This window comes from Fusobacterium sp. DD2 (assembly GCF_018205345.1).
Classification (GTDB): domain Bacteria; phylum Fusobacteriota; class Fusobacteriia; order Fusobacteriales; family Fusobacteriaceae; genus Fusobacterium_A.
Map to the genome: position 1 here is coordinate 1 of NZ_JADRHM010000025.1, position 24,039 is coordinate 24,039.

The 24,039-nt window shown below is 31.9% G+C and carries 20 protein-coding genes; 5 read left to right on the forward strand and 15 right to left on the reverse strand.

Going from position 1 to position 24,039, the window contains the following annotated elements; genetic code table 11:
- Nucleotides 1–57 precede the first annotated feature (57 nt).
- Nucleotides 58–462 carry a MaoC family dehydratase gene (locus tag IX290_RS05365; protein WP_211492182.1) on the reverse strand — a complete coding sequence of 135 codons (405 nt, stop codon included), beginning with the start codon at nt 460–462 and terminating at the stop codon, nt 58–60.
- A gap of 58 nt (nt 463–520) precedes the next feature.
- Complete coding sequence (locus tag IX290_RS05370) at nt 521–2,077, reverse strand: acyl CoA:acetate/3-ketoacid CoA transferase (RefSeq protein WP_211492183.1); 1,557 nt, start codon at nt 2,075–2,077, stop codon at nt 521–523.
- A gap of 380 nt (nt 2,078–2,457) precedes the next feature.
- Between IX290_RS05370 and IX290_RS05375 the strand changes: the two genes are divergently transcribed.
- From IX290_RS05375 to IX290_RS05395, 5 genes are all read left to right on the forward strand, one after another.
- A complete protein-coding gene (locus IX290_RS05375; protein ID WP_211492184.1) occupies nt 2,458–3,336 on the forward strand; it encodes a LysR family transcriptional regulator in 879 nt (292 codons plus the stop codon).
- Between the two features lie 172 nt (nt 3,337–3,508).
- Nucleotides 3,509–4,825, forward strand: coding sequence for a GntP family permease (locus IX290_RS05380; RefSeq protein ID WP_211492185.1), 1,317 nt, complete (start codon nt 3,509–3,511; stop codon nt 4,823–4,825).
- 102 nt (nt 4,826–4,927) lie between these two features.
- Nucleotides 4,928–5,665: a tRNA1(Val) (adenine(37)-N6)-methyltransferase gene (locus tag IX290_RS05385; protein ID WP_211492186.1), complete on the forward strand. Its 738-nt coding sequence runs from the start codon at nt 4,928–4,930 to the stop codon at nt 5,663–5,665.
- Between the two features lie 20 nt (nt 5,666–5,685).
- On the forward strand, nt 5,686–6,435 hold the full coding sequence (locus tag IX290_RS05390) for a threonine/serine exporter family protein (RefSeq protein WP_211492187.1): 750 nt from the start codon (nt 5,686–5,688) through the stop codon (nt 6,433–6,435).
- A 9-nt stretch (nt 6,436–6,444) separates the two neighbouring features.
- The gene (locus tag IX290_RS05395; RefSeq protein ID WP_211492188.1) at nt 6,445–6,942 is read left to right on the forward strand and encodes a threonine/serine exporter family protein; all 498 of its coding nucleotides are present in this window, start codon (nt 6,445–6,447) and stop codon (nt 6,940–6,942) included.
- 60 nt (nt 6,943–7,002) lie between these two features.
- On the opposite strand, the gene glsA is transcribed toward IX290_RS05395, so the two are convergent.
- From glsA to IX290_RS05460, 13 genes are all read right to left on the reverse strand, one after another.
- Complete coding sequence (gene glsA, locus IX290_RS05400; protein WP_211492189.1) at nt 7,003–7,935, reverse strand: glutaminase A; 933 nt, start codon at nt 7,933–7,935, stop codon at nt 7,003–7,005.
- 41 nt (nt 7,936–7,976) lie between these two features.
- Nucleotides 7,977–9,596, reverse strand: coding sequence for a putative glutamine/gamma-aminobutyrate antiporter GadC (gene gadC / locus IX290_RS05405; protein ID WP_211492190.1), 1,620 nt, complete (start codon nt 9,594–9,596; stop codon nt 7,977–7,979).
- A 72-nt stretch (nt 9,597–9,668) separates the two neighbouring features.
- Entirely contained in the window at nt 9,669–11,066 is a 1,398-nt protein-coding gene (locus tag IX290_RS05410) for a glutamate decarboxylase (RefSeq protein WP_211492191.1), read from the reverse strand.
- Between the two features lie 258 nt (nt 11,067–11,324).
- On the reverse strand, nt 11,325–12,503 hold the full coding sequence (locus IX290_RS05415) for a malic enzyme-like NAD(P)-binding protein (RefSeq protein WP_211492192.1): 1,179 nt from the start codon (nt 12,501–12,503) through the stop codon (nt 11,325–11,327).
- 178 nt (nt 12,504–12,681) lie between these two features.
- A complete protein-coding gene (gene mnmA / locus IX290_RS05420) occupies nt 12,682–13,725 on the reverse strand; it encodes a tRNA 2-thiouridine(34) synthase MnmA (protein WP_211492193.1) in 1,044 nt (347 codons plus the stop codon).
- Between the two features lie 9 nt (nt 13,726–13,734).
- Nucleotides 13,735–14,430: a biotin--[acetyl-CoA-carboxylase] ligase gene (locus IX290_RS05425; RefSeq protein WP_211492194.1), complete on the reverse strand. Its 696-nt coding sequence runs from the start codon at nt 14,428–14,430 to the stop codon at nt 13,735–13,737.
- 99 nt (nt 14,431–14,529) lie between these two features.
- Nucleotides 14,530–15,810, reverse strand: coding sequence for an ArsB/NhaD family transporter (locus tag IX290_RS05430; RefSeq protein WP_211492195.1), 1,281 nt, complete (start codon nt 15,808–15,810; stop codon nt 14,530–14,532).
- A 52-nt stretch (nt 15,811–15,862) separates the two neighbouring features.
- A complete protein-coding gene (locus IX290_RS05435; RefSeq protein ID WP_211492196.1) occupies nt 15,863–16,792 on the reverse strand; it encodes a PTS sugar transporter subunit IIA in 930 nt (309 codons plus the stop codon).
- Nucleotides 16,793–17,060: 268 nt separating this feature from the next.
- Complete coding sequence (locus tag IX290_RS05440; RefSeq protein WP_211492197.1) at nt 17,061–19,565, reverse strand: DegV family EDD domain-containing protein; 2,505 nt, start codon at nt 19,563–19,565, stop codon at nt 17,061–17,063.
- Between the two features lie 30 nt (nt 19,566–19,595).
- The gene (locus IX290_RS05445) at nt 19,596–20,147 is read right to left on the reverse strand and encodes a cupin domain-containing protein (RefSeq protein ID WP_211492198.1); all 552 of its coding nucleotides are present in this window, start codon (nt 20,145–20,147) and stop codon (nt 19,596–19,598) included.
- A gap of 3 nt (nt 20,148–20,150) precedes the next feature.
- On the reverse strand, nt 20,151–21,356 hold the full coding sequence (locus IX290_RS05450) for a CinA family nicotinamide mononucleotide deamidase-related protein (protein WP_211492199.1): 1,206 nt from the start codon (nt 21,354–21,356) through the stop codon (nt 20,151–20,153).
- Between the two features lie 16 nt (nt 21,357–21,372).
- The gene (locus IX290_RS05455) at nt 21,373–21,876 is read right to left on the reverse strand and encodes a phosphatidylglycerophosphatase A (protein WP_211492200.1); all 504 of its coding nucleotides are present in this window, start codon (nt 21,874–21,876) and stop codon (nt 21,373–21,375) included.
- Complete coding sequence (locus IX290_RS05460; RefSeq protein ID WP_211492201.1) at nt 21,876–24,038, reverse strand: U32 family peptidase; 2,163 nt, start codon at nt 24,036–24,038, stop codon at nt 21,876–21,878. The genes IX290_RS05455 and IX290_RS05460 overlap by 1 nt, the downstream gene beginning before the upstream one ends.
- Nucleotide 24,039: the final 1 nt, after the last annotated feature.

Below are 24,039 nucleotides of genomic sequence, written 5' to 3' on the forward strand. Positions count from 1 at the left end.
TGGTATGTTAAAGTTCATCTTTTAATCCTCCTAATAATTTAATAATCAACTGAAACACTATTTTTTCATTATTTTAGCTTGTCCTTTTAATACTACTTTTCCCTCTTGATTTGTACAGATTGTTGAAAGGATAACTCTATTTTTTTCAGGAATCAATTCTATTATTTCAGCTGTAGCAGTAATTGTATCTCCAAAATACACAGGAGCTGTAAACATCATTTCCTGTCCCATATATATACTTCCTTCACCTGGAAGTTTTGTTCCTAGTACAGCAGATACAAGTCCGGCAGTTAACATTCCATGGGCTATTCTATGTTTAAACATAGTTGTTTTCGCATATTCTTCATTTAAGTGAGCAGGGTTTATATCCAGTGTTAATCCTGCATAAAGTGTTACGTCCCCTTCAGTTATTGTTTTAGTTACAGTTGCTTTCATTCCTAATTCTAATTCTTCAAATCTCATTTTTATATTAAATTGCTTCTCTAAGCAATATCCTCCTAATTAATTTTTAAATATCTCTCTATAAAGTTAATCCCATTTTTTCATCTCTAAAAATTCTTTCATCCATCAATTTTAAATTTTCAGAAATTAAAGGTTTAAAATCCATCTGACTAAGAATATGTTTGTCCAAATCTACTCCAGGAGCTATCTCAGTAAGAACAACTCCTTCTTTTGTAAGTTCAAAAACAGCTCTTTCAGTTACATATATAACTTTTTTATCATTCATTCTTGCTACATCTCCACTGAAAGTGATCTGTTCAACATCAGATATAAATTTTTTAATTTTTCCATCTTGTTTTATAACAAGCTGTCCATCTTTAACTTCAATATCTAGGCCACCAGCTGTAAATGTTCCACAAAATACAACTGATTTGGCATTTTGAGTGATATTTATAAATCCACCGCATCCCGCAATTTTTGGTCCAAATTTAGAAACATTTATATTTCCATTTCTATCACATTGAGCTAATCCTAAAAAGGCTGCATCTATTCCACCACCATCATAAAAATCAAACTGATATGGTTGGTCCACAGTAGCTCTAGGATAGATAGAAGCACCAAAGTTAAGTCCTCCTTCTGGAGTTCCTCCAATTGCTCCTGGTTCAACAGTAGGGATGAAATGCTCTTCCTGTTGCTCTTCATTTAATACATTTGCAATCATTTCAGGCATTCCAATTCCATAATTAAGTATTTTTTGATTTCTATTTAGGAGCATTGCACATCTTCTTGCAACTATTTTTCTTTCATCAAGTTTTGCTGCATCTTTAGGTGTGTTAACAGTTGATTTTCTTGTTACATATTCATCTCTATAATCAACACCTAATGTCTGTTTATGATTTTCCTCATTCTCTGCAACAACTACATAATCAACTAAAATTCCAGGGATTTTTACATCTTTTGGTTGGATATAACCATCTTCAAGTGTTCTTTTTACTTGAACTATTACTTTTCCACCATTATTTTTTACAGCCATAGCAATTGACAAAGTCTCAAGAGTAAGAGGTTCTTCTTCCATTGAGATATTTCCTTCACAATCTGCAGTAGTTCCTTTTAATAAGGCAATATCTCCTTTTTGACCTTTGAAAAACAATACATCTCTCTGATTTAAATGTAATTTCTCAACAATATCCTCTTTAGTGATATCGTTTAACTTTCCACCCTGTAAATCTGGATCTACAAATGTCCCTAATCCTACGTGAGAAATTGTTCCAGGTTTATTAGCAGCCATATCTCTAAACATCTGAGCTATAACACCTTGAGGGAAATTGTATCCTTCTATATCATTACTATTTGCTAATTCTCCAAGCTTTGGAGCCAGACCCCAGTGCCCACCTATAACTTTCTTTATCATTCCCTTATGAGCAAATCTATTTAATCCTGTTCCTGTTTTGGCATTTCCAAATCCAGCAGCAAACATGATGTTAAGATCTTTAGGAGTTCCTTTTTCTAAAAAAGATTTTTCAACCTCTATATAGACTTCTTCTGGGATACCTATTCCAACAAATCCATCTAAAAATACAGTCATTCCATCTTTTATAACTCCTGCAACTTCAGTTGCTTTAATAAATTGAGCCATATCCTCACTTCCTCTTTAATTTTTTTATTTTGAAAAAGCAGGATATTTTGTTATCATTTTTTACTGTCATATTCAAGGCGATTATATTTGAATTCCATACAAATGTCAATTAATTTTTTTAACATAAATTGAAAAAAATCTATTTTATGTATTTTTTAAGATAATTAAACTCAGAAAAAATCTTTTGAAAGCTTTATTTTGTCCGAGTTTAAAACGTTTTTCAATATTTTCATTATGAATTTTTTTCATATACAAAATGACAAAAATGTATTAAAAATCACCCATTCTTGATTAAAAAAATCATGTGTTATTCTTACAATTAATTTAAATTTAATATATAATATTCCTAATTAAAAAAAATAAAGAGGTGAATTTTAAAAATGAATATAAAAGCACTGACCTATTTTTTAGAGGTTGCTAAAGAAAAGAGTTTTACTAAAGCTTCTAAAAAACTATTTGTTTGCCAGTCTGCATTAAGTAAATCAATTAAAACTTTTGAATTTGAGTTGGGCACAACTCTTATAGATAGAACATCTAAAGAGTTTAAACTAACTCCTGAAGGTCAGATTTTTTATGATAACGGCATTATTGCTCTTAAACATATAAATGAACAATTATCAATTTTATTAGATTCAATAACTCTTGAAAAAGGAAAAATAAAAGTTGGAGTTCCACCTGTTATAAGTACTATTTATTTTACATCTATCATTCAACAGTTTAGAGCTAAATACCCCTCTATTCAATTAAATGTAATAGAAGCTGGAGCTAATACTGTCAAAAGTAAAGTTGAAAAAGGGGATATTGATATTGGAGTAGTTATTCTTCCTTTTTCTTCTGAGAATTTTGATGTTACTGAGATTTTTGAAGCGGAGATTGTAGGAGTTGTGAATAAGCAGCATCCTCTAGCAAAATATGATGAAGTTTCAATAAAAGACTTTATAGATGAACCCTTAATTTCACTCAACGAAGCTTATATGCTTCACGACATTATCCATGACAAATGCCGAGAAGCTGGATTTACCCCAAATATAATCTATAAAAGTTCTCAATGGGATTTTATAGCTGAACTTGTAGCATTAAATCAAGGAGTTTCAATTTTACCAAAACCAATTTTAAGTAAATTTCATTCTAAAAATATAAAAGCTCTAAAAATTAAAGAAGGGTTTCCATGGAATATAGCATTTATTGTCCGTAAAGATAAATATATTTCTAAGGCCATTAAACTTTTTATTGATTTTACCAAGGAGATAGAATTATAGATACTTTTATAAAAATATTTCTCTAATATGATTTTTTTTCATATAAAGTATGAATATCTTATGTTTTACTTAATATTTTATTTGTAATATAATCCTTTTGAATTAAGTTAGGACATTTTGTTATCATATTCAGATTAAAAACTATTGTCAAATAAAATATTAGGAGGATATTATGTTAGGTATACTTATTGGACTTATCCTGTTGGTTTTTCTTTCTTACAAAGGATATTCAATCATATGGGTCGCGCCACTTTCTGCTTTGGTTGTGGCATTATTTGGATTTGGATTTGATGGAAATAGATTATTAGATGCTTATGTTGTAAATTATATGGGATCTCTTGCAGGTTTTACACAATCTTGGTTCCCACTATTTTTCTTAGGTGCTGTTTTTGGTAAATTAATGGATATTACTGGATCTGCAAAAGCTGTTGCTCAACTACTGGTAAAGCTGATTGGAGCAAAAAGAGCCCTTCTATCTGTTATTGTAAGTTGTGCTGTACTTACTTATGGTGGAGTTAGTCTTTTCGTAGTGGTATTTGCAATATACCCACTTGCTATTTCACTTTTCAGAGAAGCAAATATTCCAAGAAAATTAATTCCAGGAGCAATAGCATTAGGTGCTTTCACATTTACAATGACAGCATTTCCTGGAAGTCCACAATTAAATAATATTATAGCTGGAAAATATTTCCACACTACTGCTTATGCAGCTCCTTTACTTGGAATAGTAGGAGGACTTATAATGTTCCTTGGAGGATACCTATATCTAATCTGGAAAGAACGTAAGTTAATTGCTAATGGGGAGCATTTTACTGAACCAGATGAAGATTTTTCTACTGCATCATATAAGAAATTACCAAATTCTTATTTATCAATTATTCCTCTATTAGTTGTTGTAATCTCTTTATATCTATTTAGTAAATCAGGAATTGCTATCACTCCAGCAAGTATTCTTTCACTTTTATGTGGAAATGTCACTGTAATGGCACTTCACCTGGATAAATTTAAATCTTTTACTACAGCTTTTAATGAAGGTGGATATGGAGCAGTTATTGCAATATTAAATACTGCTGCTGCAGTTGGTTTCGGTGGAGTAGTAAGAGTAGTTCCAGGATTCCAGACTCTGACAAATATGCTTCTTGGAATTAAAGCAAGCCCACTTATCTCTGAAGGATTAGCAATCACTCTTCTAGCGGGAGCTACTGGTTCATCATCTGGTGGTATGGGAATAGCTTTAGAAGCTTTAGCACCTCAATATATGCAAATTGCTGCTGCTCATGGAATAAATATAGAAGTTTTTCATAGAGTTGCAACTATTGCTTCTGGTGGTCTTGATTCTTTACCACATTGTGGTGCTGTATTAACTCTTTTAGCAGTTACAAAAATGACTCATAAAGACTCTTATAATGATATTGGAATGGTTTCTTGTGTGATTCCTGTATTTGCCTTAGCAGTAGTTATTATCTTAGGTATGGTTGGAGTTGTTTAATATATATGTCTTTTAAAAATAGAGTGCTATGCACTCTATTTTTATTTTAACAGTCTATTTTTTTATTTGGAGATTTGATATAATATAATTGGAGGTATATTGATGATAAACGAACAAAACAATGAAACTATAATTGATCTTTTAAATAAAAATATGAAAATAATACAAAGAACTGACCACTTTGCATTTTGCATAGATTCACTTCTTATTTCTGAATTTGCATCACTTACAAGAAATACAAATAGAATTGCAGATTTAGGTACAGGAAATGGTGTTATTCCACTTTTTTTGTCTAAAAGAACAAAGGCTAAAATATATGGAGTAGAAATTCAACCAATATCCAGTGATCTAGCTACAAGAAATGTAAAACTTAACAATTTAGAAAATCAGATTGAGATAATCAACGACGATATGAAAAATTGGAAAGCGCATTTCAGACCTAACTCAATGGATTTAGTTGTTTCAAATCCACCTTTTTTTAAATTCAGTGGAGAGAAAAAACAGCTCAATAACTTAAATCAACTTACTTTAGCAAGACATGAGATATCTATTAACCTGGATAGTCTAGTGGAAACTGCAAGTAAGCTTTTAAAAGATAAAGGATATTTTACACTGGTTCACAGGGTGGATAGACTTATGGATATACTTGACACTTTTAAAAAATATGATATTGAACCTAAAAGAATTCAATTCTGTTATTCTAAATTAGGTAAAGAGGGGAAGATTCTTCTCATAGAGGGTGTTAAATATGGAAATCCGGGACTTCGTGTGTTACCGCCACTAATCACTCATGATGATAATGGAAATTATTCTGCAACTGTTTTAGAGATGTTTAAATAGCCGTCAGGGGGAAAGATGCTATGGGAAATCTTGAAAACAAAATTTTAAACCTTGCTAATAAAGCTGGAAAAATTGCTCTTGAAAATGGAGCAGAAACCTATAGAGTTGAAACAATAATATCTCAAATATGCAAAAGATATAATCTGAGTTGTCAATGTTTTGTCTCTATAACTGGAATTATAACCTCAGTTAAAAATGAACAGGGAGAAACTTTCTCATCTGTTGAAAGAATAACTGCCAGAACAATCAATCTAAACAAAGTTCATATGCTCAATGATATTGTAAGAAACTTAGAAACATATACTTTTGATGAGTTGGTATGGGCTATTGATGATGTTTTAGTAAATAGAAGATACAGTAAAATTCTTAACTGCCTTGCATACTGCTTTGGTGCTTTTTCTTTCGCATTTCTATTCAATGGCGGACTTCATGATGCAATCATTGCATCTATAGGTGGAGGTCTGATATTTATAATTTCAGATTTTGCTACTAAAGTTCAATCTAATAGCTTTTTTCTAAATACTTTAGGTGGGTTTTTATGTACTCTAACCTCCTATCTTGGAGTGAGATTAGGTTTTACTAAAACTGTTTCTTTATCAACTATTGGGACAATAATGCTACTTGTTCCAGGTATTGCTCTTACGAATGCAATAAGAGACCTTGCTGCTGGTGATCTTCTCTCAGGAATATCAAGAGCAGTTGAAGCATTTTTAGTTGGTGCAGCTCTTGCATGCGGCACTGGTTTTGCCCTATATCTCATTTATTTCTAGGAGGTACAAATGGAGACAAATACAATTATTCAGATACTGGCAGCTGTTGGAAGTACATTTGCCTTTGGAATTATATATAACTTAAAAGGAAAAAAGCTCATTTTTGCATCTATTGGTGGTGGAATTGGGTGGGCTGTATATGTTTTTTTTAAGTCTCATGGAAATAGTAATCCTGGTTCTTTTTTATTTGCAGCTATGGCAATAACTATATTCTCAGAGATTTCAGCAAGAGTTTTAAAAACTCCTGTTACTTCTACTCTCATAGCAAGTCTTATTCCACTGGTTCCAGGAAGTGGTGTATACTTTACTATGTCATATTTTGTGCAAGGTTATACAGAGATGGCAATATCCAAAGGGATTGAAACTCTCCTTATCACTGTTGCCATAACAGTAGGAATAGTCATGATTTCTGCCTTTTCTCAAATCTACTATAAGATTAAAAAATATGACTTAAAAAAACAGGCACAATTAAAAAAACAAAAATTTAAAAATAAATTATATAAGTAAATAAATAGTGCCAGGAGGTCATCCTCCTGGCACTATCTTTTTACAATAAAGGTTTAATCTTTAACATTTTATGAAAATATTAAATTTTAATTTATTAGCTACATACTTAATCATCTTCTGAGAACGTACACTATTTCCAGCCTTGTCCAAAGGAGGTGAAAATGCAGCTATTCCAGCTACTCCAGGTACTACAGCTAAAAGTCCTCCGCCTACACCACTCTTTCCAGGGAGTCCAACTGTATAAGCCCAGTCTCCAGAGCCATCGTATAGCCCTTCCATCATCATTTCAGCTAAAATTTTTGGTACATTTTCCTTAGATATGACCTTCTCTTTAGTCACTGGATTTATTCCACCATTTGCTAATGTTCCAGCTAAAGTTGCCAGCTCAATAGCTGATACGAGAGTTGAGCATTGACGGGTATATACTTCACACGCATCCATTGGATCACTGTACATATTCCCTGCTGAATATAATAACCATGCTATTGCACGATTATGGAAATTTGTAATCTGTTCTGACTGATTAACCTCATCTGAAAGAGCAACATCTTTACTCATAAGTTTTCTCTGATATTCTAAAATCTGATTCCATCTATCTTCTTTACTGCTGGCTTTTATTATACTAGTCGTAGACATTGCACCAGCATTTACAAGTGGCGATAGAGGTTTATCTTTGTGTAGTTCTAGAGCCGTTACAGAATTAAATGGAAGTCCAGTTGGACTATCTCCTATTTTTTTTCTTACAACCTCTGTCCCTGATTGCTCCATTGCAAGAGCTAAAGTACATACTTTGGAAATAGATTCTATTGCAAACCTATAATCTACGTCTCCAACAGTTATCTTATACCCCTCTGGAGTTACTATTGCAAGACCGCAAAGATCTGATGGAACTTTTGCCAAATATGGAATATAACTTGCATTTGCTCCACCTTCAAATTTTGAATATTTATCATAAGCTTCCTGAGCTACTTTTTTTATAATTTCTATATCCATGTTTCCTCCCTTTACAGATTCAACACAACTTTTATCTTATTTTAAGATTTTGATGATTCTTCATCTGTTTTTTCAGATTTTGCTTTCATCTCTTTTTCTTTTCTTTTTTTCTCAAAATGTTCTTCAACAAGTTCAATCATATGCCTGCTGGAATGATTTTGAAGTCCTGGATGTGTATTTTCCAACTGCCATGTAAATGGAGCAAACTCTGCATCTTCATCTTTCCAGTGATCTTTTTTATTATGATAAATAATAAATGGTATAGCACAGAAAATAATCATAAGAACTATTAGGAGTCCAACATACATCTGTGGACTTCCAACTTTTATCTGATCAGGCGGAATAAAACTAAATATCAATGCTATTGAAGAACCTGCAAATCCTGCACCACCTATTATCCACATTCCTAGATTTCCACCTGGTACTTTATATGCACGAGGTCTATTTGGCTGACTGTAACGTAGATATATTCCTGCTGCAAACATCAATAGATACATAAGTAGATAAAGAATTGTTGTTAACTGACTCATAATCTGATAAGCAGCCTGAACTGATGGAAGTATTACAAAGGTTGCTGACAAAACAGTAACTATAATACCTTGCAATAATAAAATATGACTTGCAATACCATTTTTATTTGTATAATGCCACCATCTTGGTAAATATCCTGCTTTTCCTATTGTAAGCATACCTGCTGAAGGTCCTGCTACCCAGGTTACTATTCCAGCCAATACCCCTATTGCAAGAGCTATTGCTATAATTGGTGCAAGCCAGCTTAAACCTGCCCATTCAAACATCTTATAATATGTAATTAGCAGACTTTGTGTAAGATTGATATCTTTTTGAGGTATTACAAATGCAATTGCAAGAGTTCCAAAAACAAATATTGCCACTGTACCAACAGCTGCAATCATTATTGCTAATGGATATGTTTTAGATGAATTTTCAACATCTTTGACGTGAATTGCATTCATTTCCATTCCCGCATAGAATAAGAAAATACTTGCAGCAAGTACTATATTATTAAAATCAGTAAAGTCTGGAATTATCTTTGAAAAATCTACACTTATCTGTGGAGTTTCACCTGAAAATACATATGCAAATCCCAAAATTACCAATACAATAGCTGGAATTATTGTTCCTATAATTCCTCCCCATTTAGCAACTTTTGAGAATGTTTTTAATCCCTTTGAAGCTATATATGTGGCTATCCAGTAAATTATCAACACTACAATTAAGACAAACATCTTATTTGCTGATAGAGTTCCAGCTACTTGTTCATTTGGATCTATAAATGCCAATGACACAGCTCCAAATGTAAGTGCTGTTGGAAACCATATTGTAACTTCTGCCCAAAGTAAAAACATAGCCAAGAAAGCTAATTTAGGACCAAAAGCTTCTCCAACCCATCTGAAAACTCCTCCTTTTTCTGGCCAACCAGTTGCAAGTTCTGCAGCTACAAGTGAAACTGGTATTAAGAAAAAGATAGCAGCAAAAATATAATAAAATATTGAACTCATTCCATATTCTGCTTCTGCAGGAAGTCCACGTAGACTTACAACTGCAACTATATTCATCATAATCAGAGCACCTATGGTGAGTTTGGAACCTTTACTATTTTCCTTAGGATTAGTAGTAACTACTTTTTTTTCATCACTCATTTTTATATCCCTCCAACAAATTAAAATTCAAATATGAACTCAAATGCTGATAGAGTTATTTACATTATAGAATTATTTACCATTATGATTAAATGATCCAGCTTCTTTTTCACTAAGATTATCCAATACACGATGAGTTTTGAAGAATTCCAATGTTCTCTTCATATCTTCTATCAATAGCTCTGCTAAATCAAGTCCAACTCCTCTACGAACTAATATTCTCTGAATAACTATTTCCTGAGCATTAGCTGGTAATGAATATGCTGGAACCTGCCATCCTCTACTTCTTAATTTATCAGCAAAGTCGTAGAGATTGAAGTTTACTTCTGCACCTTCTTTTAATTTCCAACATAATGCAGGAATTCCTTTCTTCTCATCTCCATCATAGATGACCTCAAATATACCCATCTTACCTATCTCTTTTGCCAAATATTGAGCTGTTTTGTAACAATTCATATGAATCTTCCTATATCCTTCTTCTCCAAGTCTTAAGAAATTATAGTACTGAGCTATTATCTGTCCAGCTGGTCTTGAGAAGTTTAATTGGAATACAGGCATATCTCCACCTAAATAGTTAACATGGAATATAAGTCTTTCAGGTAAATCACTCTTATCTCTCCATAAAACCCATCCACAACCAAGAGGTGCCAATCCAAATTTATGTCCTGAAGTACTTATTGATTTAACTCTTGGATTTTTAAAGTCCCAATTTACTTCAGGTGCACAGAATGGTGCTAAAAATCCACCAGAAGCACCATCTACATGAAGATCCACAGTTAATCCAGTATCTTCTTCCAACTTATCCAAAGCTTTGATAAGTTCATCTACTGGCTCGTACATACTTGTAAAAGTAAGTCCTAATGTAGTTACAACTCCTATTGTATTCTCATCGATGTACTCTAACATACTCTTGGCATCCATATAAAATCTGTCTTTTTCCATTGGAACCTGTCTCAATTCAATATCCCAATATCTGGCAAATTTTTCCCAGCACACTTGAACTGGTCCACAAACTAAGTTTGGTTTTCTGTAATCTTTTCCCTCTTTTTCTCTTTTTTCTCTCCAACGATAATACATTGCTAAACCACCGAGCATACAAGCTTCTGAAGAACCAACTGTAGATGTTCCAATTGCTTTATCTACATCTGGGGCATGCCATAGATTTGCAAGAATATTTACGCATCTTCCTTCTAATGCTGCTGTCTGAGGATATTCATCTTTATCTATCATATTTTTATTTATTGATAGATCCATTAGTTTTCTAACTTCCTCATCTTCATAAGTTTGACAAAAAGTGGCTAAGTTTTGTCTAGCATTACCATCTAGGAATAGTTCATCTCTAATTAGCTCAAAAGCTACTTTTGGATCTAATTCCTTTTTAGGTATCTGCTTACGGGGTAACATTTGAACTGCTTCAGAACTGGCAAAAATACTGTCCACACAACTATTTTTCTTTTCAAAAACGCTCATATTCATACCTCCTACAAGAATTATTAGACACATAACTCTCACTATTATGTCATTAATATTATACACCTCATTTCATAAAAATGTAAATAATAAAAATAAAATATTTGCATTTAAATTATTAAATGAAAACATTTTTTTATCAAAAGAGCCAATTTTTGCCTTTTACATTATTTATAGTTCATTTATAAAAAAACTGGTCTCCTATTGTGGAAACCAGTTTAAAATAAACTTATTAAATTCTGTACATACTATGTAATATTATTCTCTACAAATTCCTTGTTCTTTAGCTAGTTTTTCGACTGCTTGAGCCACTGCTTCAGATACTCTAGGGTCAAATGCATCTGGAATAATATATTCTTTTGTTAATTCTTCTTCTTTTAATAATCCTGCAAGTCCATGAGCTGCTGCAAGTTTCATCTCTTCAGTTATTTTCTTAGCTTTTGCTCTTAGTGCTCCTTTAAATAATCCAGGGAATACTAATACGTTGTTGATTTGGTTTGGATAGTCTGATCTTCCAGTTCCAACTATTGTAGCTCCTGCTTCTAAAGCATCCTCAGGCATGATCTCAGGTGTTGGGTTAGCCATAGCAAATACTATTGCATTACGATTCATAGTTTTTACCATCTCTTTTGAAAGTACATTTGGTGCAGAAACTCCTACAAATACGTCTGCTCCTACTATAGCCTCTTTTAATCCACCTTTCATATCAGTTTCATTTGTAATTTCAGCTAATTCTTTTTTAGAAAAGTCATATTTTTCCTTTTCTGATCTTCTTAAAATTCCATGTCTATCAACTGCAATTACATTTTTTACACCTAAGCTTAATAATAGTTTTATTATAGAGCTTCCTGCTGCTCCGGCTCCATTTACAACTACTTTGATATCTTCAACTTTTTTATTTACTACTTTAAGTGCATTGATAAGTCCTGCTACAACAACAATAGCTGTTCCATGTTGGTCATCATGGAATACAGGTATATCAAGTTCCTCTTTAAGTCTTCTTTCTATCTCAATACATCTAGGTGCAGAGATATCTTCAAGGTTGATTCCACCTAATCCTGGTGCTAATAACTTAACTGTTCTTATGATCTCTTCAGGATCTTTAGTATCTAAGCAGATTGGAAATGCATCTACTCCACCAAATTCTTTAAATAATACACATTTTCCTTCCATTACTGGTAATGCTGCTTCAGGACCAATATCTCCAAGTCCTAATACTGCAGTTCCATCAGTTATTACAGCTACTATATGTCCTTTAGCTGTATATTTATAAACATCATTTTTATTTGCAGCTATTTTTCTACAAGGTTCTGCAACACCTGGTGAATAAGCAAGACTTAAATCCTCTCTATTATTTACCTCAACTTTAGAGATAACAGATATTTTTCCTTGTTTTTTTTCGTGAAGCTCTAGAGCTTTTTCATATACGTTTAACATTTCCATCCTCCAATTTTTCTCTTTATATTTAAAATTAAAAAAATTACTATTTTCCTTTATAACTCATTATATTACTTTTTTTGAAATAAGTAAAGTAAAAAATGTATTATTTTAGAATAAATATACCGATATAGTACATTAATTTTAACTGAGGTATCTTTTGAAAAAATATTTTTAATTAATAGGATATAATCCCGCTTCCTAAAACAAATCCATCTTCATATATTACTAGATGTTGTCCAGGAGCAGTGTGTTTATTTCCCTCTAAATATTTGAAATACACCTCTCCATCTCTTTTTTCAATAGTTCCTAAAGCACCTGTACTTGAAAATCTTGGTCTTCCTAAAAGAACTTTATTTTGAAGTTCATTTAAAGAAACTGCCTCTTTATATTCTAAAAGTTTTACTTCCTTTACTGTTAAATCCTCATATTCTCCCAAAACAATCTCATTTTTTTCAGGATTTATTTTTATAATAAAATATGGTCTTGATTTTTTAAGGTTAAGTCCTCTTCTCTGTCCTAAAGTATAAAGCTGATACCCTTCATGTTGCCCTAAGATTACGCCATTTTTATCTACAAAGTTTCCTTTTACTATTTTACTGTCCAAATTCTTTTTCAAAAATTCCAGATATCCCTCTTTTGCAAAACATATACCCTGACTATCCTTCTTTTCAGCAACTTCTAGCTTAGCCTCTTTTGCAATCTCTCTTATTTCAGATTTGGTATATCTTTCAAGTGGGAATAAAAGTCTTTGAAGTTTTTCTGTATCCAGTCTGCTCAACATATAACTTTGATCTTTTTTTACGTCCTTAGCAACTTTTAAAAGATATTTTTTATACTTACTATTATATTCAACTGAGCAGTAATGACCTGTTGCAACATAGTATGCTCCATATCTATCTGCCATATCAAAGAGGATTTTATACTTAACTCTTTCGTCACAAATAACACATGGTGATGGAGTGATTCCCTTTGAATATCCATCTATGAAAGGATTGATTACTTCATGCTCAAATATCTCTGCAATATCAACTTCAATATGTTTAATACCTATAAAATCAGCTACCCTTTTCGCAGCCTCTACCTCTTTTTCAAGGTCAGAATTTCTTTTATGATTAAGAGTGACACCTAAAACCTCATACCCTGCTTTCTTCAACAAATAAGCTGATACAGAGGAATCAACTCCTCCACTCATTCCAATTACTACTTTCTTTTTATCCATATTATCCTCTTATTTTTTTATATGAATCTCTCCTATATCAAAATATCTTATCTCTTCTCCACAATTTACTTCTAATCTTCCATCATTTTCTATTTTTCCTGCAACTCCACGACCAATACTTATATTGTCTTTCCCTATCTCTATCTCTTTACCATAAAGATAATTATATCTATTTATCTCTCTATTTATAGTTTCCCAGTTATAATCTTCCATTATCATTTTAAATTCATTTATTATGCAGTAGATTATATCCTTTATAATATAATTTTTTCCACTCTTTAGAGATATTGATGTAGCTTTATCATTTGCATATCCAAAATCAGTGTTATTGATATTTATACCAATTCCAATTACAAACCAGTTATCTACTTTTTCAACAAGTATCCCACAAAGTTTCTTATCATCAAGATATATATCATTAGTCCATTTGAATTTATATTCTAAAGGCTCTATCTTACGAAGTCCTTTTAAAACAGCTATTCCCACTGTAAGTGGAAGTCTTGTATACTCTTTTTCATCTAAACTATCCCCATTAAAAGCAAAAGAAAAAAGTGCCATTCCTCTATTTGATACCCAATGATTTCCTCTTCTTCCAACTCCTGCACTCTGTGTATCTGCTATAACACAGTCATAATTTTCTTTATTTTCCAAATCTTTTAAATATCTATTTGTAGAGTCAATCTCTTCAAATTTAAATACTCTCATTCCTTCGCTCCTAAATAAAAAAGTTGAAAACAACCCTCACGAGTCATTCTCAACTTATTTTATCATAAATGAATTATTTTTTTAACAAAAATTTTCATACTACATATATCTTACAAAAAGATATATTGTAGCTACTAGAAGTGTTTCAAATGCAATAAGTCCACCAAATTTGAAGAACTTAAAGAAGTCAATTTTACATCCTGCTTTTGCTGCAGCTCCAACTGCAACTACGTTTGTAGCAGAACTTAGAATTGTGATATTTCCTCCTAGACATGATCCAAATGAAAGTGCCCACCAAAATGCCTGTGTATTTCCTATATGAGTAAAAGATGGTACCATTACAGCTAGGATTTTTGACATTGTTGCAGCATTTGCAACGTTTCCTATTATCGATGTAAATACAGCTGATATCCAAGTTACTGCAATAACAGCCATATCAAATTTACCTGTTGTAAGAGATATTAATTTATCTCCAATCATTGTAATAATATGAAGGTTTTCTATTCCTCTAATCATCATAAATAATCCTATAAAGAAGAATAAAGTTTCCCATTCAACATTTTCAAATACTTCTTTTGGTTTTCTTTTTGCAAGTATTACCAATATTACAGCTCCTGAAAGTGCTATAATAGCAAGTCCTTTATTTATAAAGTTGTTAAGAACAAATCCAACTAAAACTAAAATAAAGATTACTGCTGCTTCTTTTAAAAGTTTTGGCTCCTTCAAACTTCTTGAAGAATCCAATTCCATGATTCTAGCTTTTAATTCATTTGATACCACCATGTGTCTTCCATAGATTAAGTATACATTTGTAATTAAAATAATCATAGAAATAATACCTATTGGAGCAGTATTCATTAGGAAATCGTTAAATCCTAAATGTCCTTCTGCACCGATGATCAATTGTGTTGGGTCACCAATCAATGTAGCAACTCCACCAATGTTAGCTGACATTACTTCAGTTATAACAAATGGGAATGGATCAAGTTTCAACTGTTTTGCAAGTAAGATTGAAACTGGAGCCATCAACAATATTGTTGTAACGTTATCAAGAAATGCAGAACATAGTGCTGTTACAATTGCTAAAAGAACAACCAATCTGAAAGGTTCTCCTCTTACAAGCTGTGCAACTTTGATAGCGAACCATTGGAATACCCCTGTTTCTGAAATCATGTGAACAATTATCATCATACCAATTAAAAGAAATAAAATTTCCAATCTTTCAGAGACAGCTTCTAACGCATCCTCTTCATTGATTATACCAATCAGTGCCATTATCAAACCACCAATCATTGTTGCCCAAGCTGATGGAATTTTTTCCGTAATCATTAAATAGAATACAGAAACAAACACTATCAATCCAATTATTATATATAACATTCCGTTTTATCCTCCTTAGTTATCTACCCCACTATTCAAATAAAAAGAACTATTATATGTGTAGTACCTTTTTGATGATATCTGATCTTTTTATCATTCCATAATATTTTCCATCATCATCAACTACATAAAGTCTTGTAATTCCTTTATTTACCATAATAAAGCAGATTTCCATAATTGGAGCTTTTTTATCTATTACAATATCCTTTGAAACTCTATACAAATCTTTTATTGTTACTTTTGATTCATTAACTAGATACTCTTCAAATGGTTCTCCAACTGTTAAAAAGTTCAAATCTTTCATTAGAGAAAGGTAATCTGGCATACCATATGCTATCAATTCTCTCTCTGTAATTTCTCCTAAAAAAGTCCCGTTTCCATCAACAACTGGAAGACCACTTGTTTCTTCAAGAATAAGTCTTTTAGCTATCTCTTCAAGTGTGTTTTCTGGTGTTGCTGGTTTTACATCTGGACTTAACACATCTTCAGCAACTATTTTATGATCAAATTCAATATCTGCTTCTTGAATATACTCGATAACCTTTTTAGGGTTTCTCTCTTTCTTAATCTTTTCAAGAAGCTCTTTCTTTCTAAGTGCTAATTTTGATACAGCACTCATTACTTTTAAGATATTTTTATTTTTCAATACATCTGAAATAATTAAAAATATCAAAGTAACCTGATCAGTTAGATGTGTTGCTGCAATACCTCCTTCAACGGGCTTGTCTAGCAGACCAATTGCAACAATAAAATCGTTAAGATTTTCAATTCTTGCGTGTGGTATTGCTATTCCACTCCCTATACCTGTTGGAATTTCTCTCTCTCTTCTTATTACCGCATCCTGAATAAGTTGCTTTGACGCATTTACTTTCTTATCCTTTTCTGCAATCCTATCAACCATCTCTACTATTATCTCTTCTGGATTCTCTCCTTTTAAATCGGTAAAGATAAATTGTGGATCTAAGTAACTAGAAAATTTCATAACTTCCACTCTCCTTATTAAATATTTATAAAATTTAAAAAATTAAAAACATGCTGCTTCCCCACTATATATACTATTTAAAAACACAAAGAAAATAATAAAATCCTTTATTATTTCATTACTGTTCTTAACTGAACATAGTATACTCCTAATACGGAAAAAATACAATTTATTTTTTTAAAAAAACGGGATAATTTATCCTAATCATCATTTGCATAAATTATCCCTGTTTTATTTATAATTTTGTTATATTATACAACGTATTTCGTTATATAATCTTAGGCAGAATCGCCATTCCGTAAACAGGACCTGAATGTGAACCAATTGTAGCACCAATTTCAAATCTTCCTTTGTAATCCACTCTTGTGTTTCCAATATTTTGATTTCTCATTTCATCAGCACTTGCTAATTCTTTTGGAGTTCCACCCCATCCTGTATATAGAAGAATACTGTTTTTCTTGCTTGCATTTTTTATAAGTCTTTCTAAATATGACGCAGCACCTGACTCTCCTATTGCTTTTCCTTGAACAGCAAGTTCTCCATCGTCCATTTTTATAATAGGCTTAACTTTTAAGAAGCCTCCAATTACTGAAGACGCTCTTCCTATTCTACCACCTTTTTCAAGATATTCCAACTCATTAACTACGAAATATAGTTTAATCTTATCTTGAATTTGATATATTCTGCTTAATATCTCTTCAACAGTTGCATTTTTCTTTGCCATTTTAGCAGCTTCTAAAGCTTGGTATCCAAGAGCCATTGTTACTTGTTTTGAGTCAACAATTGTAATGTTATCTCCCTTATCAATCATACCTTTAGCAACTCTTGCAGCTTGTTGAGTTCCACTCAATTTACTTGAAATATGGATAGATATAATTTTCTTATATCCCTGTTTAAATAATTTTTCATATAATGCTTTAAACTCAGCAGGAGAGGGTTGAGATGTTTTTGGAAGTATTCTATCATTAAGTATTCTCTTCCAGAACTCTTTTCTATTAAGTTCCACTCCCTCTTTATAGTAATTGTCTCCAAGTTTAATCTTAAGAGGTATTATTGAGATATTAAGATCTCCTATAAATTCCTCTGTTAAGTCTGAAGTTGAATCTGTTACAATTGCAATTTCAGGTAACTCAGGATCTCTGTTTTCTATATATAAATAGTATGGATAGTTATCCTGTCCAGTTAGAAGCTCCTCTTTCATAATGCTGCTTACCCCTCTTACAAGTGAAGTAGCTCCATCATCTGCATCTTTACCAATAGCAGCAACTACATTTATAGATTTATCAGTTATATATTTTGCAACTATAGCTTTCATAAGATCTGCAAGAGATGTATCTTTAGCTTTAATTGCACCATTTATAAGAGCAATAAACTCTCCATTTTTTATAACTATATCGTCAACTTTAGTGTCTCTTACAGCTTTTGTGATTTCAACAGATGTATTGAATTTTAGATTTTCAAGAACAGTTTCAAATTTTTCCATTTTATTTTTTACTATATAGTATCCTTCAAGCATACTCTTTGTTTCAACTACTAATACTTCCTTATTTGATCTTTGTGCAGCAAGTTTAGCAGTTGCAATTATGTTCTTGTTATTTGGAAGAAGTATAATCTTACTACATGTAATCTGTTTTAATCCCTCTTCTATATCAGATACACTTGGGTTTTTAGTCTGTCCACCAAGAAGAACTCCTGATGCTCCAGCCTTTATGAAATAATTTCCAAGTTCAGCATTATCTGCTACTGCAAAATATGCTTTTGTATCTGTATTTTCATTTTTTATTATGAATCTATCATTATTTTTAATCTCTTTATCACTTACAAGTAAGTTTTGATGTTGATATACCATATTTTCAATCTTTATATTGTTAAGTTGTCCATATGATACAGCAATTTCCAATACTTTACCTGGATGGTTTGTGTGAATATGTGTCTTTGTCTTACGAGCAGTTTGAGCACATACCATCGAATCCCCAAGTTCTATTATCTCTTTTTTATATTCTTCTAAATCAAATTTTCCAGATTCAATTATAAACTCTGTACAATATCTAAATTTGATATCTTCCTCTTCAACTTGAGAATACTCCATTCTCTCTTTTCTTGTTGCTTGTGATTCTACAATTCTTTGTAAGTCTTTTAGCATTTCAGGATCTGTAACTGATTTTTCAAATCCCTCTAAAACATAAAATATACCTTTACCACCAGCGTCAACTACCCCTGCTTCCTTCAATTTTGGAAGTAAATTAGGAGTCTCTTCAACAGCAGCTTTCGCAACATTTTTTAAATGAACTAAGAATAAAATAAAATCATCCTTATTTCCTTTATATGCTACAGCTTCTTCAGCAACTCTTCTGATAACAGTAAGCATTGTTCCTTCTACAGGATTTGATACTGCTGCATAAGCTTTTTCCTTTGCCATTACAAAGGCTCTAGCTGCATCATCAACTGTTATCTCCTCTTTATCTCTTACACCTAGTAAGAAACCTTGTATTATCTGAGATAAAATCGTTCCTGAGTTTCCTCTTGCTCCTAATAAAACAGCTTCAGAAACTATATCTGCCAGCTCATTCATATCAGGTTCATGGTCTAATTTTACCAATTCATTTTCTACAGACTGTAAAGTCATAGACATATTTGTACCTGTATCTCCATCTGGAACAGGATACACATTTAGGTCATTTAAAATATCCGCATACTTTGAAAGCCATCTGCTTGCTGCTATTAATAATTTTGTAAGTCTCATGGCATTCAGTACTTTTATTTCTAGTTTCATTAAAAAGTTTACCTCCATTGTTAACTGTTATTAAAATGTAGGTGGATTGACTACCCATATTGCTCTGGTAGCCTTATCTGTACTATTTTTAAATCTATGTTTTTGACTTGATTTAAAATACAGACTGTCACCTTCATTTAGACTATGTAATTCATCGTCTATATATATATCAAGTTTTCCCTCCACTATAAAGATAAATTCCTCTCCATGGTGGCTGTAATAACTTCTTCCACTTTCACCATATGGTCCTATTTCATATAAAATAGGTTCCATAGTTTTGTCTATATTTGATGTAGTTAAAAGAGCCATTTTAGTGTTTGAATCTAAGCTCTCTATATATTTTCTTTCATTACGTCTAACTAATTCTGTATTATTTTTTTCTTCTTCATCTTCTATAAGATAACTAACTTTTACATCTAAAGCTGTAGCTATTTTTTTCAAATTTTCTATAGATGGCGATGCCTTCCCCTGTTCTATCTGTGATAAAAAACTAGCTGAAAGATCAACTCTTGAAGCTAATTCTCTCAATGATAGTCCCATCTCGTTTCTGCTTTTCTTAATTCTTTCTCCTATACTGCTCATTAATCACACATCCTCGTTTAAAATTTTTATAAGACTAAAAAGAGCTTGAGATACTGCCTTTCTTCTTATCCTACTTCTATCTCCATTGAAAACTCTTTTTTCAACATATACCTTATCTTTCACTCTTATTCCAATATATACAAGTCCCACAGGTTTACTCTTAGTTCCCCCTCCAGGTCCTGCTATACCAGTAGTGGATAGAGCAATGTCACTTTTAAGTCCTAATACCATTTCCCGTGCTGTCTCCTCACTTACAGCACCGAAGCTTTCTAATGTTTCTTTTCTTACGCCCAGTCTTTCGATTTTTGCCTGATTACTATAGGATACAATCCCTTCCTTTAAAATGTCTGAAACTCCAGGTACATCTATTAATGTGCTTGCCAGCAACCCTCCTGTACAAGATTCAGCCACTGATATATCCATTTTTAATCTTTTAATCAACTCAACAACTTTTGTCTCGAGTCTATCATTATCCTCTCCAAAGATAAACTCTCCAATCTTATTATATATCTTTTTTACTATTTTTTCCACTTTATTTTTATTGCTTGCCTTTGTCTGCATTCTTATAAGGATTCCGTAATCCTTTACTAAAAATTCATAATATATATCATCCTCTGTAAAAAGGTCTCTTATTGATTCATCAATTAGTGATTCTGCAAGTCCAAATGTAATAAGATCCTTTATATATATTTCATCAATTTTCAGATTATTTTTCTTTGCATACCAGGCAAGAAATTTAGGTAGCATATTATATAATTCTCTTGGTACTCCAGGAAATGCAGCTATTCCATCAATATAAATAGCAGGTGCCATTCCTACATCATTTGTAAAAGAAACTGCTCCCTCAGGTTTTTCAACCTCTTTTACATTTATATTTTTAAATGCAATATGTGCTTTTTCAAATTTTTCTTTTAAAACTTTAAGTTCTTCCTCTTCAACTATCAATTTTTTACCTAAATAATTAGCTATTACCTCTTTAGTAATATCATCTATTGTAGGTCCAAGTCCACCAGACATGATAATTAAGTCTACATTCTTTTTACAGTAATCAATTGTCTTATATATCTCATCTTTAAAATCTCTTACTGTAAATTTCATTTCAAGTTCTATTCCATATTTATTAAGTTCCTGAGCTATGTAGATACTGTTTGTATCTACCATAGCCCCATTTAATAACTCTGTTCCTACAAGTATTATTGCTGCTTTCATATCCAAGTCCCCCTAATTAAAAGAATATGCTCCAAATACATACCATTATAAAGTTACCAATCACTCCAGCTAAGAAGTCATCTAAAACCACTCCAACACCATTTTCAAAGTGCTGTGATTTATCTATTGGTCCTATTTTAGTAATATCTAAAAACCTGAATATTATAAAAGCAATTCCCATTGCCATACAGTTTTGATAAAGTCCTACAGGATTTACAAGAAAAAGTGTTGTAAGATATCCAAGTACCTCATCTATAACTACGTTTTGAGGGTCTTTTTTCTTAAATATCTCCCTTTCACATATATCACTTACATACACAGCAACAGCAAAAAATGTCACTAAAAATGCCAAATAAAATGAATTATATATCATATTATTAGGAAAAAACTGTCTTATAAATGAAAGAACTATAAATACAGGTATTCCTCCTAAAGTTCCAAAAGTTCCTGGTGCCTTTGGCATATCTCCAAGTCCAAACCATGTTCCAAGATTTCTTATAAAATTTTTATGTTTATTCATTAATATACACCTCTTTCATAATTGTAAGCTCTGTATATTCCTTTTCTATCTTTTATATTATTAAGTACTTCTCCTACCTCTTCTGGTGTTTCTATTGTAAATTCAAGTACTACCTCATCTATCATCAAATCTGACATCTTGTATAAATCATTTAAAATATTTAAAGGTCTAGATAGATATATCTCTGTATTTCCATTTGCAGTTTTTACTGCTGTAAATATATCCCCTTCACTATTTGTAATTGTCTCTTTATCATTTTCAAATAAAGGTATCTCTACGTGCATTCCTTTAAGTCTTGAATATCCTAATATTGCCTTTCTAGCTCTTGTTTTTCCAATCTCTTTTATTTTTTCAAAACTGATTTCAGGGGATAAGATAACTGTGTCAACCTTTCCTATTTTACATAGCTCTTCCACTGTATATCTATTTGTAATATTCAAATTCCAGTTTACAGTTACGTCACTGTTTTTATTTTCAAGAAGCTGGTATAGATTTGATGCAAGTTTACTATTTAAATCCTGTTCTTCCAGTCTTCCCTCTTTTGCAATATCTATTCCTCTATGAAGTATCTTTGCTATTCCATACTCTCTAACTATTTTCTCCTGCTCTTTATTAGATACAATAGCTGAAAGAGTTACCTCTCTTTTTGCCTCATTTCCTACTGGAAGAGAGTATCTTGCTGGAGCTTTTCTTCTATAACTTTCAACAATTTTTCCAGTTAATTCCTCTGCACAATCTCTTTTTAACCCTTTTAATATAGATAGAGGCATAAATATTCCCTCATCTATTGTTACGTCTAAGCTATCAAGAGCAAGTGTTGTATCACCTAACTGTCCAACTTTTTCCTTTACTTCATCTGATGTAAGTGATTTTTTGCTGGCTTTTTCAACAATTTTATCCCCTATTTTAACAGCTTCTACAACCTGTCCAAAATTATTTACAGCTCTTAATATAAGTTTTGGATACTCACCTATTTTTGCAACAAATTCACCATTTATTTCAAGTCTTTGTTCTTCCTGTTTCAATCTTGTTTCTACATCATCATTTATCTCTTTTGAAAAACTTTTAAATACATATTTACTTCCTCTTGGTACATCTTTTAGAACTATCACCTGTCCTGGTTGAGCACTTTTATTGTCTCTATTACCATTTTCAAGTTCAATCTTATTTATGTACCCTCCACCAAGTTTTTCATAATCTCTTGATAGGAAAATTATTCCATCTCCAAGTACTACTTTACTGCTAAGTTTAAGCTTTTTACCATTTAATGTTCCTATATTTTTACCAAGATTAAATGAGTAATTTTTGTTGATTAAATCTTTATCATTTCCATAGAAGTAACCTTTGCTGTAACCTCTATTAAATATCTCACTTGTTCTCTCTTTTACATCTATTCCATCTATAAGATTTTTATAATAAGAAACTGTTTCAAATACATAATTAGGGTCTTTCATACGACCTTCAACTTTGATACTGTCTATTCCAATCTCTTTTAATTTCTTTATCTCATTAAATCCATAAAGCTGGTCTTTAGGACTTAGATGATATCCCTTTTCTCCATTTCCCTTTTCATAGAGCTTTCTGCATGGCTGAGCACACATACCTCTATTTCCACTTCTGCTACCTATAAAACTGCTCATATAACAGTTTCCTGAATAGCATATACAAAGTGCACCTGATACAAATATTTCAAGCTCTATTGATGTATTTTCTCTTATTTTCTTTATCTCTTCAAAAGTCATCTCTCTAGGAAGTACAACTCTTGAAAAACCTATTTTTCTTAAATATTCAGCTTCATAATGATTTCCAACTGTCATCTGTGTACTTCCATGGTATTCCATATCAGGAAAATTTTCCTTCATATAGCTAAAATATCCAAGGTCCTGTACAATTACAGCATCCAAACCATGTTCATAAAGTATCTTAAGATTTGGATATAGAAATTCCATCTCCTTTTCCATCATTATTGTATTTAGAGTAAGAAATATCTTTACCCCTCTTGCATGGGCATAATCAAGTGCCTGTTTATACTCTTCAAGAGTGAAGTTCTGTGCATTTCTTCTAGCTCCAAATCCCTGAAGACCCATATATATTTCCTGTGCTCCTGCTTTTACAGCAGCATAAAATCTCTCCATATTTCCCGCTGGGGCTACTATTTTCATC